This window comes from Raoultella sp., assembly GCF_039594335.1.
GTDB lineage: Bacteria > Pseudomonadota > Gammaproteobacteria > Enterobacterales > Enterobacteriaceae > Klebsiella.
Window position 1 is genome coordinate 39,191 of the sequence record NZ_JBCNNS010000015.1, and the last position, 14,283, is coordinate 53,473.

Below are 14,283 nucleotides of genomic sequence, written 5' to 3' on the forward strand. Positions count from 1 at the left end.
AATTTGTTCAACCGCCTTAAAAATAAACAAAAACGTGTTATTCGTCTGAAATTCAGTCAGTTCGCACAAAAAACCAACGTCAACCGTGCTGCTGCGGTTAATGTTTTTTGATGTACATATCTTTGGTGAAATAGTATCCCAGCTTATCAGGCGTAAATCCCCCCACCCACGGCTTCACCAGGTGCGTACGAACATAGTGATAAACCGGAACCGCCGGCACATCTTTCGCCAAAAGATCCTCTGCCTGTTGGTAGTACTTGCCGCGCGTTACCACATCCGACGCTTTAGCGGCGTTCTTTAAGGCTTCATCATAGGCAGGATTACTGTACTGGCTGGTATTCTCACTATCACCGGTGCGGAAGTTATTCAGGAAAGTAGCGGCATCGTCGTAATCGGCAATCCACGCATAGCGCACCGCGTCAAAATTATGCGTGTGCATGGTGTCGAGCATCGTCTTCCACTCCTGGTTTTGCAGCTTCGCTTCTACACCGAGGTTTTTCTTCCACATCGAACTGGCGGCAATCGCCACGCGCTGGTGTGATTCCGAGGTGTTGTACAGCAGATTAAACACCAGCGGGTGGCTATCCGAGTACCCCGCTTCGCTCAGCAGTTTTTTGGCTTCGGCAATGCGTTTATCGCGCGGCCAACTGGCGTAATCCGGATTCTGCAGTTTTACGCCGCCAATATCAGGTTGGCTAATCAGCCAGGCCGGGCGTTGTCCCTGCGCCAATACTTTTTCAGCAATGATGTCTTTATCCAGCGCCATGTTCAGCGCCAACCGGACACGCGGATCGTTAAATGGCGGCCTGGTGGTATTGAACTCGTAATAATAAGTCGCCAATTGTGGCGACACGTTCAGCTGATCGCCCATGGTCTTTTTAAGCTGAGCGAACTGGTTAATCGGTACCGTATAAACAATATCGATTTCACCCGCTTTATAGCGGTTAACGTCCGCCGCTTCTGAATGAATCGGCAGCCAGGTCACTTTATTGATGACCGTATGCTCATTGTCCCAATAACGCGGATTACGTTCGGCCACGATACGCTCGTTCACTACCCACGCGGACAGCTTATACGGGCCGCTGGTCACGATATGCTCCGGTTTGGTCCACTGTTCACCAAAGCGGTTTACCAGCACTTTATCGATCGGAACCAGTGAAGGATGCGCCAACATCGCTAAAAACGCCGCGTTCGGCTGCGTTAATGTGACTTCAAGCGTCGCATCATCAACCGCCTTCACCCCCAGCGTCTCCGGGGCTTTTTTCCCCTGTGCAATCTCCTGCGCGTTCACAATATGCATATTGCCCGGGTAGCTGGAATAAGGTGATGCCGTGAGAGGAGAGACCAGACGCTGCCAGCTCCAGACAATATCCTGCGCGGTAATAGCGGTCCCGTCAGACCAGGTAATACCCGGACGTAAATGGAACGTCCAGACGGTGTTATCTTTGTTTTCCCACTTTTCCGCCAGCTGCGGCCGTACTTCACCTTCTGGCGAGACGCTGACCAGCCCCTCGAAAAGATCGCTGATGATATTAAACTCAACGTCACTCTCAACCTTATGCGGATCCAGTGATGCCGGCTCGCTGCCGTTATTTCTCACCAGTTCCTGTTTCTCTGCCAGCACCGTCCCCTGGGGAACCAGAGCGGCAAATGCCGTGACCGTCGTGCAGAGTAAACCGAGAGCCAACAATGTTTGTGTGATGTGATTGTATTTTTGTGATTTCATATTCCTTGCCTTTATTACGCTTCGTTTGTACCTTCTCCACACTTAGCCACAGAACGGTAATAACGCAATATTTTTCAGTAACCTATCAGATTCCGATCTGGTTACCGAAGACAAACGCACAAACACGCTACGCTTTCATTATTCATCAGCATAATATGCTGCGTGATTGCGTCAGGGTCTAAGTAAAGATGGGTAAAAGCACTATGGCTTCCGTCGTGGTTTTTTTATGCTTCGTTATTAATTACATCTGTCATAAGAGAGTGACTCATGGATCGTATTATTACGTCGTCGCGTGACCGTTCATCGCTGCTCAGTACGCATAAAGTTCTGCGGAACACCTATTTCCTTCTCAGTCTGACGCTGGCATTTTCCGCCATTACGGCAACGGCCAGTACGCTGCTGATGCTGCCTTCTCCGGGGTTGATTCTGACGCTGGTGGGTATGTATGGTCTGATGTTCCTGACCTATAAACTGGCCAATAAGCCGACAGGTATTCTGGCGGCCTTCGCTTTTACCGGCTTCCTGGGTTATATCCTTGGCCCAATGCTCAACGCCTATCTGTCTGCGGGCATGGGTGACTTGATTGGTCTGGCGCTGGGTGGCACCGCGCTGGTGTTCTTCTGCTGCTCGGCCTATGTGCTGACCACCCGCAAAGACATGTCCTTCCTCGGCGGTATGCTGATGGCTGGCGTGGTGGTAGTTCTGATCGGCATGGTAGCTAACATCTTCCTGCAGTTGCCGGCATTGCACCTGGCCATCAGCGCGGTGTTTATCCTGATTTCTTCAGGCGCAATCCTGTTTGAAACCAGCAATATTATCCGTGGCGGTGAGACCAACTATATCCGTGCTACTGTCAGCCTGTACGTGTCGCTTTACAACATCTTCGTCAGCCTGCTGAGTATCCTTGGCTTCGCAAGCCGGGATTAACTTCTGCCAACGCAGTGCTCAGGCCCCGCTTATGCGGGGCCTTATTTTTTGCTACACTGCGGCCAGTCTGAACGGTATGTGAAGAATTATGTTTATCTTTGAAGGCAACGAAATTGAGACCGATAGCGAAGGCTATCTGAAAGAAACAACACAGTGGAACGAAGCCATGGCGGAAGTGATTGCCAGGCAGGAAGGCATTATCCTTGCCGTCGAACACTGGGAAGTGGTGCGCTTTGTGCGCGAATTTTATCTGGAGTTCAACACCTCACCCGCCATTCGCATGTTAGTGAAAGCGATGGCGAATAAGTTTGGCGAAGAAAAAGGCAACAGCCGCTATCTCTACCGCCTGTTCCCGAAAGGGCCGGCCAAACAGGCGACAAAAATTGCCGGCCTGCCTAAACCGGTGAAGTGTATCTAATAAAGAATGGCAAATTTTTGCCACTCTCTGGTGGGTTGATGGGGCTCGGTATTAACCCTGTCAACCCGCGCACTGCGCGGCCCGCCGGCTTTTAGCCAGGTAATAAGTGCCGCAACCTGCTCTTCTTCTCCGCAGACCAGCACCTCCACGCTGCCATCATCAAGATTACGCGCATAGCCCGTCAGTCCCAGGCTGAGCGCCTCCCGCTGCGTCGAGTAGCGAAACCCCACGCCCTGAACCGAGCCATACACCCATGCCATTGTGCAAATTACCGCCATCGTTACACTCCTTTTTTTGGCCTGCCCTGATGCAGAGAATAGCAAATTCTCGTCAGCGTACATGCTTCGGCAACAGGCCATAATACTGACGAAAACGCGCGGTAAAGCGTGACCCGGACTGATAGCCGCTGTTCAGCGCTATCTCACCTATGGGTAGCGACGTTGACTGCAATTGGCCTAAAGCGTACACCATGCGAACCTCTTCAACGATCAGGCGAAAGCTTTGCGATTCCTGCTGCAAACGGCGGCGCAGCGTCGATTCTCCCAGAAACAACATCTTTGCCACCCGAGAAACGCTCCACGCTTCCGCCGGTGACAGCATGATAATTTGCCGAACCTGACCGGTCAGATCCTGCTGTCTTTCGTTTAACAGCGGTCCGGCATATCCCGCCTGCTGCAACGCCAGCAACAGCCCCATCGCTTGGTGGTGCTGCAGCTCCGTCGATAGTCCCCCACGCACTGTATGCAACACGTTCTGCCACATAAACGACAGTTCAGGGGTCAGCGGCGCACATAATGATGTCAGCCGGCCGGGCGGCGGCTCGCTCAAATAGCGCGCTTTAAAATCCGCGAGCAGGTCTGCAGTCAATGACAGCAGGTCGGAACAAAATAGTCCATTGTCCGGCTGATTAATGACCTCGAGCTCAACGTCGGCGGGTAAAATAATCAGTTGCTGCGGGGTGACCTGCATCTGACTGGCCCCCTGCACAATGATTTTACTTCCTCGATTAACCCGGCACAGCGCTGGCGAAAAAAGCCTGACGCGATGCAGTTTATATAATCGCCGGGAGGTGATTTCCGCCGCCGATAACGCGTTATGCTGAAAGTGAATATTGCGCATTTGAGCTCTCTGTCTGTCGTTTAGCGTCCTGACATGGCCGTCAGCTGCGCGCTGGCAATAGCATGGCTGCGCAGCATAAAGCCCACCAACGCGCCGCTGGCCTGTGCATCAATCGGCAAAGTCGGTGTATTCAGCGCCCATACCGTAAAGTGGTAATGGTGGGGTTTATCACCGGGCGGAGGACAGGCTCCGCCAAAACCCGCATAGCCGAAATCATTTCGCCCCTGCACGGCGCCTACAGGCAGTTTAGCGTTATTTTTATCTCCGGCACCAGTCGACAGGCTGGAAACCGTCGACGGTATATTCACAACCGTCCAGTGCCACCACCCGCTACCGCTGGGTGCATCCGGGTCGTAGGCGGTCACCGCAAAACTGCGGGTTCCCGCTGGCGCATGCCCCCAGGCCAGCTGTGGCGAGACATTCCCCCCACGGCACCCAAAGCCATTAAACTGTTGGGATGCCGCCAGGCTCTCGCCTTCGCGCATGTCGCTGCTGGTGACGCGAAATGGTGCCGCTGCCGCGCTGGTACTGATAACCGCCATTAAAATGGTCGCTAACCGGGTTCCTGTTTTCATCGTATTTTCCTCCGTTGAGTGAGGAATCACTGTAAGATCGCGGGAAGGTTTTTATTGTGCCAAAGCGCCTGCGTTTTGTGCCGAAACGCTCACCTGTCGGCGCAGGTGGAATGATGCTTGCGTCGGTCACATGTGCTAACCTACGCGCCATTTTTCGGTGCGACATTCCCGTTGCTTAAAGGTAGCTCCATGACAGATTCCATTTTCCCCCGCTTAGTGTTGACCAAAGGACGCGAGAAATCCCTGCTGCGTCGCCATCCGTGGATTTTCTCCGGCGCCGTTGCCCGGATGGAAGGTAAAGCTCGTTCCGGTGAGACCATCGATATCGTTGATTCACAGGGAAAATGGCTGGCCCGCGGCGCGTATTCACCCGCTTCGCAGATCCGCGCTCGCGTCTGGAGCTTCGATCGTAACGAAACGATCGATAACGCTTTTTTCGAACGCCGCCTGCAACAGGCACAGAGCTGGCGCGAATGGCTGGCGGCCCGCGATGGTCTTGACAGCTATCGGCTGATCGCCGGCGAATCCGATGGTCTGCCGGGCGTGACCATCGATCGTTTTGGTAACTTTTTCGTCCTGCAGCTGCTTAGCGCCGGCGCTGAATACCAGCGTGCCGCCATCGTCAGCGCGCTGCAAACGCTGTTCCCGAACTGCGCTATTTACGATCGTAGCGACGTCGCGGTGCGTAAAAAAGAGGGGCTGGAGCTGGCGCAGGGTCCGGTCATCGGCGAACTGCCGCCGGCTCTGCTGCCGATTACCGAGCACGGTATGCAGTTGCTGGTAGACATTCAGGGTGGCCATAAAACCGGTTACTACCTCGACCAGCGCGATAGCCGTCTGGCGACCCGCCGCTACGTTGCCGACAAACGCGTTCTGAACTGTTTCTCCTACACCGGTGGTTTCGCAGTTTCTGCCCTGATGGGCGGCTGCCGCCAGGTTATCAGCGTGGATACCTCCCAGGAAGCGTTGGATGTTGCGAGACAAAACGTTGAGCTGAATAAGCTGGACCTTTCCAGAGCGGAATTTGTACGTGACGACGTCTTTAAACTGCTGCGTAAATATCGCGATCAGGGGGAAAAATTTGACATTATCGTCATGGATCCGCCGAAGTTCGTTGAGAACAAAAACCAGCTGATGGGAGCCTGCCGTGGCTATAAAGATATCAACATGTTAGCGATTCAGCTCTTGAATCCTGGCGGGATCCTGCTGACCTTCTCCTGCTCGGGTTTGATGGCGACCGATTTATTTCAGAAAATCATTGCCGATGCCGCAATTGATGCCGGACGTGATGTACAATTTATAGAACAGTTCCGTCAGGCTGCCGATCACCCGGTGATTGCAACCTACCCGGAAGGGCTGTATCTGAAAGGGTTTGCCTGTCGCATCATGTAACTTGAAAAGCGGAACATTGCCCGCATATAGCAGGTAATAACGTTTCCCAGGAGATGCCTATGATTGCCAGCAAATTCGGTATCGGCCAGCAGGTTCGCCATACGCTATTGGGCTACCTCGGCGTGGTTGTTGATGTCGATCCCGTATACTCGCTCGCCGAGCCGGAAGAGGATGAAATTGCGGCCAATGACGAACTGCGCACGTCGCCCTGGTATCATGTGGTCATGGAAGATGATGCCGGCCAGCCGCTCCACACCTATCTTGCGGAAGCGCAGCTAAGCAGTGAAGCCAGCGATGAACATCCGGAGCAGCCGTCGATGGACGAGCTGGCCAGAACGATTCGCCGACAGTTGCAGGCCCCGCGGCTACGTAACTGATATTAAAAAACCCCGCTATCTCGGGGTTTTTATTTACTTCGCCAGCCCTAAGCGCGGTATTTCAATCGCCGGACAGCGATCCATCACCACGTTCATTCCGGCCTCGCGCGCCAGGACCGCCGCCTGTTCATTAATCACTCCCAGCTGTAACCACAGCGTTTTCGCACCAATGGCGATGGCTTCCTGAGCAACGGCCAGCGCCGCATCAGAGTTGCGGAAGACATCGACCATATCCACTTTTTCTGCTACATCACCAAGGGTCGCGTAGCCTTTCTGCCCCATCAGCGTGGTACCCGCGACTTTCGGCGAAACAGGGATAACGTGATACCCCTGTTCAAGAAGGTATTTCATCACCCGATAACTCGGGCGATCCGGTTTGTCACTCGCCCCCACCAGCGCAATCGTCTGGGTTGAGGTGAGAATGCCTGCGATATCGTTCTCTTTCATTTTATCCTCCGCTCTTTAGCCCAAGTGTATGTTAATCAGAACGAACGAGCCATTCATCCTGACTTACGGATGCGTCAAAAATTTTCGCCCGGATGCTTGCAGCAGCAGTCACTTCCAGTAATCTGTCTACAGGTCAAAATGTGGAATAAAAATATGGAACTGACGACACGTACGTTACCCGCACGCAAACATATCGCGCTGGTTGCTCACGATCACTGTAAAGATATGCTGATGAAATGGGTTGCGCGCCACCAGTCGCTACTGGCACAGCACGAACTCTATGCAACCGGCACCACCGGTAACCTTATCTCCCGCGCAACCGGGCTGGAGGTTAACGCGATGCTGAGCGGACCGATGGGCGGCGATCAGCAGGTCGGCGCGCTCATCGCGGAAGGTAAAATCGATGTACTGATTTTCTTCTGGGATCCGCTCAACGCCGTACCGCATGACCCGGACGTCAAGGCGCTGCTGCGCCTGGCGACGGTGTGGAACATCCCTGTAGCCACCAATGCCTCAACGGCCGACTTTATTATTCTGTCGCCGACCTTCGGTGAACCTCTCGATATTCTGATCCCGGATTATCAACGTTACCTCGCCGACCGGCTGAAGTAGTTACTGCCGGCGGCTCGCCCGCCGGCACTTACGGTTTTCTCGCCATCGGCACATCCAGATCCTCTAACATGCCGACAAACGGCGAAGGCCGCGCTTTGTTGAACAATAACCAGACGCGAAGCCGTGCGCGCGTAATAGCGACATAGAGCAAACGCCGCTCTTCCGCATCCGGAAAATCTTCCGGCTGCGGCAGCAGCGCCTGCTCCATAATAGATTCACGCGCCGGAGCCGGAAACGCATCATCGCCATCCTGAAGCCCCAACACAATAACATAATCCGCCTGCTGGCCTTTACTGGCATGGATAGTCATAAAATCGAGCTGCAGATGCGGCCAGCGCGTCGCCGCTTTTTCCAGCGCCTCGGGTTTCAAATGATGGTAGCGCGCCAGCAATAAAATCCGCTGTTCCGGTTTCGCATAGCCGCTGAGCTTATCGAGGAGATCGTCGAGCTTATCTTCTGCCAGTAGCGTCACGGCTTTCTTGTCTCCGGCCGTCAGGCTGTTCAATGGCTTGCTCAGTTGATGTGGATTTTGTTGTATAAAGCTGTTCGCCACTTCACCAATACGCCCGTTAAAACGGTAAGTGGTATCCAGTGCGCAGCAATCGCCTTCGCCAAAATAGTGATTAAATGCGGTGGTTAAAGAGAGTTGTGCCCCGCTAAAGCGATAGATAGCCTGCCAGTCATCGCCAACGGCGAATAACGAAGTCTGTGTGTTTTGTCGCCGCAGCGCAGCAAGCAAGGCGGCGCGCTGCGGCGAAATATCCTGAAACTCGTCGACCAGAATATGTTTCCACGGACTGACGAAGCGCCCTTTATCCAGAATATTAATCGCCTGATGTATCAGCCCGGAAAAATCGACCGCACCTTCGTCTTTCAGCGCTGTTTTCCAGGCCTTTAACAGCGGTGCCATCAGCTTAACGCGCTTGCCAAACAGGTCGCGCACCGTTTCCGGCGCGCCGGCGATCATCTCCGCCTGCACTCCCCCGTGCATTCGCATCAGACTCACCCAGCGATCGAGGCGACTGGCCATTCGCCGCTGAATTTTTTTATCCTGCCAGAATTCGCCGTCCGGCACCTGCCAGCCCATCTCTTCTTCCAGCCACTGCCGCCACCCCTTGGCCTGCGCTTTTTTCTCCTGACACTGCTGGCGCCAGTTTTTCAGCAGCAACATCTGGCGGGCCGCGCTGTCGCTCTCCAACTTGCTGATGGTCGGCACTTTTTTGCTGCCTTGCTGAATAATATGTAATGCCAGAGAATGAAAGGTGCGCGCCGCGATCTCTTCAGTGCCCAGCCGCTCGCGAATACGCTCATCCATTTCCTGCGCCGCCTGGCGGCCAAATGCCAGCAGCAGAATCTGATCGGCGGTGGCTTCTCCCCGCGTTAATAACCATCCGGCTCGCGCTACCAGAACGGAGGTTTTGCCGCTTCCGGCCCCGGCAAGCACCAGCAAAGCGCGCTCACCGTTGACCACCGCCCGCGCCTGCGCGGGATTCAGCGCAGAGGTTTCGACGCTGGCAAAAAATCCGCGATACTGTTCCAGCATCGATTCCGTAAAAGCCTGATTATGCGCCAGCCGGGCCTCTTCCGTATCGGCCAGCCAGCTTTGGCATTGCCGCCACAGCTTACGACAGTTCTCGAAAGCGTCGAGACGGCTGGTCGGCATCGGCAGCCCGGTCAACGCTCGACGAATCTTCACCTGAATATCAGCAACCTGCTGCCGGGTCAGCCATTTACCTTCGGCGCTGGAGCGGGCGACCTCCTCCAGTTGCTGCTGGAGAACACCGGCGGCAATATCGCTCATTTCCACACTCCACTGCTGCCAGAGGGTATTCAGATGATGATAAAAACGCTGCGTTTCATTCCACTCGGTGCCGTGTAAACGCACGACTTTGCTGTCCGGTAAAACGAACTCCAGTTCCCCCCACACCAGGCCGCGCTTACACTGAACTGACAGTAACTGATTGAAAGGGATAAGATACTCATGGTTATCACCCGAGACTTTTACTCCCGCGTTAAGCAGTTGCACCCGGTCGTAGGGATGCTGTGCCATACGTTTGCCCAATGTTGTCGCTTTAAGTTCCATATCATGCCGAATTTCAATCAGGTGGATGTTTTTAAGTTTAACCGCCAGCGACGAGGTGCTCCAGCGTAAAAAACGTTACAATGGTCAGGTCTTATTATCTCCAGGACTGAACTGAGGGTTTATGCGTACCATTCTGAATATTTTGAACTTTATCCTTGGCGGTTTCGCCACCACGCTGGGATGGCTGCTGGCAACGCTGGTCAGCATCATCCTGATTTTCACCCTGCCATTAACCCGCTCATGCTGGGAAATCACCCGACTCTCCTTTCTGCCTTATGGTAATGAAGCCATTCATGTCGATGAACTTGAACCGCAAGGTAAAAATAGCCTGTTGAATGCCGGTGGCACGATTCTGAATATTTTGTGGTTTATCTTTTTCGGCTGGTGGCTGTGCCTGATGCATATTTTCAGCGGTATCGCTCAATGCCTGACTATCATCGGCATCCCGGTCGGTATTGCCAATTTTAAAATTGCCGCTATTGCATTATGGCCAGTGGGACGTAGAGTGGTTTCTGTCGAAACGGCTCGTGCCGCGCGTGAAGCGAATGCGCGTCGTCGTTTTCAGTAACCGGACGGAACAGGACCATGCTTAGCCCCTTGCTACGCCGTTATACATGGAACAGCGCCTGGCTGTACAACACCAGGATTTTTATCGCACTCTGCGGTACAACCGCCGTTCCATGGTGGCTTGGCGAAGTCAAACTGACCATTCCCCTGACGCTGGGCGTGGTGGCCGCAGCATTGACCGACCTCGACGATCGTCTGGCCGGTCGGTTGCGCAACCTGGCCATCACGCTGGTGTGTTTCTTTATTGCTTCCGTCTCGGTGGAGCTACTGTTTCCCTGTCCATGGCTGTTTGCGCTTGGGTTAACCGTATCCACCAGCGGATTTATTTTGCTCGGCGGTCTGGGACAGCGCTACGCTACTATCGCATTTGGCGCCTTGTTGATCGCTATTTATACCATGTTGGGCGTAACGCTCTACGATCGTTGGTATCTGCAGCCGTTCTTTCTGCTGACCGGTGCGGTCTGGTATAACCTGCTAACGCTCTGCGGACATCTGATTTTCCCGATCCGCCCTCTGCAGGATAATCTTGCGCGCAGCTATGAGCAGTTGGCGCATTACCTGGATCTCAAATCCCGTCTGTTTGACCCGGATATTGAGGATGAGAGCCAGGCACCGCTATATGATTTAGCCATTGCCAATGGTCAACTGGTGACGACGCTCAATCAGACCAAGGCCTCCCTGCTGACGCGCCTGCGCGGCGACCGCGGCCAGCGCGGCACCCGCCGCACGTTGCAATACTACTTTGTTGCTCAGGATATTCACGAACGCGCCAGTTCATCGCACATTCAGTACCAAACGCTGCGCGATCATTTTCGCTACAGCGATGTGATGTTCCGCTTCCAGCGGATGCTGTCGATGCAGGCGCAGGCATGCCAGAAACTCTCCCGCGCGATTCTTTTACGCGAGCCTTACCAGCACGATGCCCATTTCGAGCAGGCATTTATGCACCTTGATGCCGCCCTTGACCGAGTGCGCGCCAGCGGAGTTCCGGCAGAACAGATGAAAGCGCTGGGCTTTCTGCTTAACAATCTCCGCGCTATTGACGCTCAGCTGGCGACAATTGAGTCGGCACAAACCAGTGCCCCGGCGAACAGCGCGACCGAAAATTTGCTCGCGGACGACGGACTTAACAGTTTCAGCGATATTTGGCTGCGGCTGCGTCGCAATATGTCGCCAGAATCGGCGCTGTTTCGTCATGCGGTAAGAATGTCATTGGTCCTCTGTACCGGCTATGCGTTTATCCAGTTTACCGGGTTAAACCACGGTTACTGGATACTTCTGACCAGCCTGTTTGTCTGCCAACCGAACTATAACGCGACCCGTCATCGGCTCGCGCTAAGAATTATCGGTACCCTGAGCGGGGTGGCCATAGGCCTGCCAATATTACTGCTCGTACCATCGGTTGAAGGCCAACTGCTGCTCATTGTCCTGACTGGCGTGCTGTTCTTTGCTTTTCGCAACGTACAGTATGCCCACGCGACGATGTTCATCACTTTGCTGGTTCTGCTGTGCTTTAACCTGCTAGGTGAAGGTTTCGAGGTCGCACTACCGCGTATTTTCGATACGCTGATTGGCTGTGCTATCGCCTGGGCAGCCGTGAGCTTTATCTGGCCAGACTGGAAGTTCCGCAATCTGCCTCGGGTGCTGGATCAAGCGATCAACGCCAACTGTCGATACCTCGACGCCATTCTCGAACAATATCACCAGGGACGCGATAATCGTCTGGCCTATCGCGTTGCCCGTCGTGATGCCCATAACCGGGATGGTGAACTGGCTTCTGTGGTATCGAACCTGTCAACGGAACCGCGGGCAAACTCAGCTATGCGCGAAACGGCATTCCGTTTACTTTGCCTGAACCATACCTTTACCAGCTATATTTCCGCGCTCGGTGCGCACCGGGAGAAACTCACGACTGCGGAAATTCTGGCCCTGCTTGATGATGCTGTCTGTTACGTTGATGATGCGCTGCACCACACGCCTGCCGACGAACAGCGGGTGCAGCAGGCACTTAATAGTTTGCAGACCCGGATCCAACACCTTGAGCCCCGGGCTGACAGCAAAGAGCCGCTGGTGCTTCAGCAAATTGGTCTGCTGCTGGCGCTGTTGCCGGAAATCTGCAGGTTGCAAAAGCAGGTTGCGGTTCAACCCGAGTAAGCGTCGATTTTTTTGTGCTGAGTACTGGCCCATAACTTAAGCTCCTGACGCCGCTGCGTCGGGAGCGCTGCAGAATGCACTCCGGCAATCGCCCCTTCCAGCGCATAGAGAACGTTCAACGTGAGTGCTTTATTTGACTCGCGCAATTTCAGCCAGACTTTCTCCGCACCAAACTGACGGAGCATTTTTTCATCGCTCACCCCCACGTTAATTAGCAGCAACTCCATATGAAAACTGATATTCGGGAGATCTTTTAATCTTCCGGACGCACGTTGCCGTCGCTTTTCATTGCGAGCACTTTGTAATGAGGACGCCGATAGATTGAAAAGAGTTTTGCTATCCCCCCAGAGAGTCTCGTCAACCTGATAGTATTTCAACAAGACCGGGCGACCATTTTTCCGCATCGTCAAAAGAGGTGTGGCGTGCACCACACGATATTCCGCGCCCTGTTCACAAATTTTAAGATAGATTTCGCCCTCGGCGACCATAGCAAAAACGGTATCGTCTATGGCAAGGCTATAACCCCCAAAGAGCGGGCGACAGCTTATTTTGCCGAGTGGAGATAAACATTCCTGGAGTTGGTGGAGCCGTAAAGATGAAATTTTCTTCATGATTATTCCTTTGTTAATCATGTAAATAGAAGATTATTTGTGAACGGATCCGTTAATACAGAAAATAAGTGACTTCGTATATTGCAGCAAGATGATTTTTACGCTGTTCAACATTTAATCATCATTTTGCGAGGTGCTTTCAGAAAACAGTCGGGCGGAAAGACCAAATATATAAGTAATAAATACGCCAGTCCTGCCCACTGAAATGCAGGTGAATAGTTTGGACTATCCGCGCGGCAAACCTCTGCGAGGTGACTATATTCATGGGCCAGGCGATCGGCTTTTACTGTGGCGCTTGTCAATATGAATCGATCGCCTGCACTCCCCACCAAAACGGTCTGGCGCGGAATCGACAAAAAATCATGTACAATTTTCAAGCAACAAAGTGATAAATGAGGTTGATCTTTTCTCCTGCTGGATATACTGTACATTCATACAGTAACTCACAGGCGAGATAGACTATGTTTACTTCAGCTTACGCAAATCGTTCATCACTGACTTCTGCTTCAGTACGTCGTCACTCACACGACGTCGTCGAACAACCGGCCAGCGGGCTGATCAGTGAAATTGTCTATCGTGAAGATCAACCGATGATGGCGCAATTGCTCCTGCTACCTTTACTGCAGCAACTCGGCCAGCAGTCTCGCTGGCAGCTCTGGCTGACACCGAAGCAGAAATTGAGTCGCGAATGGGTTCAGTCTTCCGGATTACCGCTATCGAAGGTTATGCAGATTAATCAACTATCTCCTTACAATACCGTCGAGTCGATGATCCGTGCCCTGCGCACAGGGAATTACAGTGTGGTGATTGGCTGGCTGGCAGATGAGCTGACGGCGGAAGAGCATGAACGCCTGGTCATCGCCGCACAAGAGGGCCATGCAATGGGGTTTATCATGCGGCCGGTTGGAAATACGAACCAGGCTGGGAGACAACTCAGCGGGCTAAAAATTCACTCTAATTTGTACCATTGAGCCAAATTAGGATTAATCCTGGAATTTTTTTTGCTTACAACAACACCCTTTTCAAAACAGGGTGATTTGTAGCGGAATGCCTGTCTGATGCGGTTTCGCGGCTTTACCCAATGATTAAAAATTAACCATATTTGTTAAATGTTGTGTACACAACCCTTTTTTTTCATATGCCTGACGGAGTTCACACTTGTAAGTTTCGAACTAAGTTGTAGACTTTACATCGCCAGGGGTGATCGGCTTACGCTGCATGTATCAGCATAGTTAACAACAAGTCACGCCCCGGGTGAAGGATTTAACCGTGAGG

15 protein-coding genes are annotated in these 14,283 nt (G+C 53.1%); 8 read left to right on the forward strand and 7 right to left on the reverse strand.

The genetic code is table 11. The features are described from left to right. Positions 1 to 97 precede the first annotated feature (97 nt). The gene (locus tag ACZAHD_RS04180) at positions 98 to 1,726 is read right to left on the reverse strand and encodes an ABC transporter substrate-binding protein (RefSeq protein ID WP_462455657.1); all 1,629 of its coding nucleotides are present in this window, start codon (positions 1,724 to 1,726) and stop codon (positions 98 to 100) included. Positions 1,727 to 1,993: 267 nt separating this feature from the next. Here ACZAHD_RS04180 and yccA point away from each other — a divergent pair, with 267 nt between their 5' ends. Continuing rightward, on the forward strand, positions 1,994 to 2,653 hold the full coding sequence (yccA, locus tag ACZAHD_RS04185) for an FtsH protease modulator YccA (RefSeq protein ID WP_462455658.1): 660 nt from the start codon (positions 1,994 to 1,996) through the stop codon (positions 2,651 to 2,653). A gap of 88 nt (positions 2,654 to 2,741) precedes the next feature. Then, the gene (gene tusE, locus ACZAHD_RS04190; protein ID WP_462455659.1) at positions 2,742 to 3,071 is read left to right on the forward strand and encodes a sulfurtransferase TusE; all 330 of its coding nucleotides are present in this window, start codon (positions 2,742 to 2,744) and stop codon (positions 3,069 to 3,071) included. On the opposite strand, the gene yccX is transcribed toward tusE, so the two are convergent. From yccX to ACZAHD_RS04205, 3 genes are read right to left on the reverse strand one after another with little or no spacing between them, the layout of a single operon-like run. Then, on the reverse strand, positions 3,068 to 3,349 hold the full coding sequence (gene yccX, locus ACZAHD_RS04195; RefSeq protein WP_462455660.1) for an acylphosphatase: 282 nt from the start codon (positions 3,347 to 3,349) through the stop codon (positions 3,068 to 3,070). The genes tusE and yccX overlap by 4 nt on opposite strands. A gap of 52 nt (positions 3,350 to 3,401) precedes the next feature. Next, a complete protein-coding gene (locus tag ACZAHD_RS04200) occupies positions 3,402 to 4,190 on the reverse strand; it encodes a helix-turn-helix domain-containing protein (RefSeq protein ID WP_462455661.1) in 789 nt (262 codons plus the stop codon). Between the two features lie 20 nt (positions 4,191 to 4,210). Continuing rightward, the gene (locus ACZAHD_RS04205) at positions 4,211 to 4,765 is read right to left on the reverse strand and encodes a kinase inhibitor (RefSeq protein WP_462455662.1); all 555 of its coding nucleotides are present in this window, start codon (positions 4,763 to 4,765) and stop codon (positions 4,211 to 4,213) included. Between the two features lie 189 nt (positions 4,766 to 4,954). On the opposite strand from ACZAHD_RS04205, the gene rlmI reads away from it, so the two are divergent. Together rlmI and hspQ are read left to right on the forward strand one after the other, a co-directional pair. Continuing rightward, positions 4,955 to 6,157, forward strand: coding sequence for a 23S rRNA (cytosine(1962)-C(5))-methyltransferase RlmI (rlmI, locus tag ACZAHD_RS04210; RefSeq protein ID WP_462455663.1), 1,203 nt, complete (start codon positions 4,955 to 4,957; stop codon positions 6,155 to 6,157). A gap of 59 nt (positions 6,158 to 6,216) precedes the next feature. After that, the gene (gene hspQ / locus ACZAHD_RS04215) at positions 6,217 to 6,534 is read left to right on the forward strand and encodes a heat shock protein HspQ (RefSeq protein ID WP_462455664.1); all 318 of its coding nucleotides are present in this window, start codon (positions 6,217 to 6,219) and stop codon (positions 6,532 to 6,534) included. A 33-nt stretch (positions 6,535 to 6,567) separates the two neighbouring features. Here hspQ and ACZAHD_RS04220 read toward each other — a convergent pair whose 3' ends face one another. Beyond that, positions 6,568 to 6,981, reverse strand: coding sequence for a CoA-binding protein (locus ACZAHD_RS04220; protein WP_462455665.1), 414 nt, complete (start codon positions 6,979 to 6,981; stop codon positions 6,568 to 6,570). A gap of 153 nt (positions 6,982 to 7,134) precedes the next feature. On the opposite strand from ACZAHD_RS04220, the gene mgsA reads away from it, so the two are divergent. Continuing rightward, positions 7,135 to 7,593: a methylglyoxal synthase gene (mgsA, locus tag ACZAHD_RS04225; protein ID WP_462455666.1), complete on the forward strand. Its 459-nt coding sequence runs from the start codon at positions 7,135 to 7,137 to the stop codon at positions 7,591 to 7,593. A 28-nt stretch (positions 7,594 to 7,621) separates the two neighbouring features. On the opposite strand, the gene helD is transcribed toward mgsA, so the two are convergent. Then, positions 7,622 to 9,676 (reverse strand): DNA helicase IV, encoded by a 2,055-nt coding sequence (helD, locus tag ACZAHD_RS04230; RefSeq protein WP_462455667.1) that lies wholly within the window; start codon positions 9,674 to 9,676, stop codon positions 7,622 to 7,624. Between the two features lie 121 nt (positions 9,677 to 9,797). Between helD and ACZAHD_RS04235 the strand changes: the two genes are divergently transcribed. Both ACZAHD_RS04235 and yccS read left to right on the forward strand, forming a co-directional pair. Beyond that, positions 9,798 to 10,244: a YccF domain-containing protein gene (locus ACZAHD_RS04235; RefSeq protein WP_462455668.1), complete on the forward strand. Its 447-nt coding sequence runs from the start codon at positions 9,798 to 9,800 to the stop codon at positions 10,242 to 10,244. Positions 10,245 to 10,261: 17 nt separating this feature from the next. Beyond that, a complete protein-coding gene (gene yccS / locus ACZAHD_RS04240; RefSeq protein WP_462455669.1) occupies positions 10,262 to 12,397 on the forward strand; it encodes a YccS family putative transporter in 2,136 nt (711 codons plus the stop codon). Here yccS and ACZAHD_RS04245 read toward each other — a convergent pair. Beyond that, a complete protein-coding gene (locus ACZAHD_RS04245) occupies positions 12,385 to 13,008 on the reverse strand; it encodes a TfoX/Sxy family DNA transformation protein (RefSeq protein ID WP_462455670.1) in 624 nt (207 codons plus the stop codon). The genes yccS and ACZAHD_RS04245 overlap by 13 nt on opposite strands. A gap of 461 nt (positions 13,009 to 13,469) precedes the next feature. On the opposite strand from ACZAHD_RS04245, the gene sulA reads away from it, so the two are divergent. Beyond that, positions 13,470 to 13,979, forward strand: a complete 510-nt coding sequence (sulA, locus tag ACZAHD_RS04250) for an SOS-induced cell division inhibitor SulA (protein WP_462455671.1) — start codon at positions 13,470 to 13,472, stop codon at positions 13,977 to 13,979. Positions 13,980 to 14,283 lie beyond the last annotated feature (304 nt).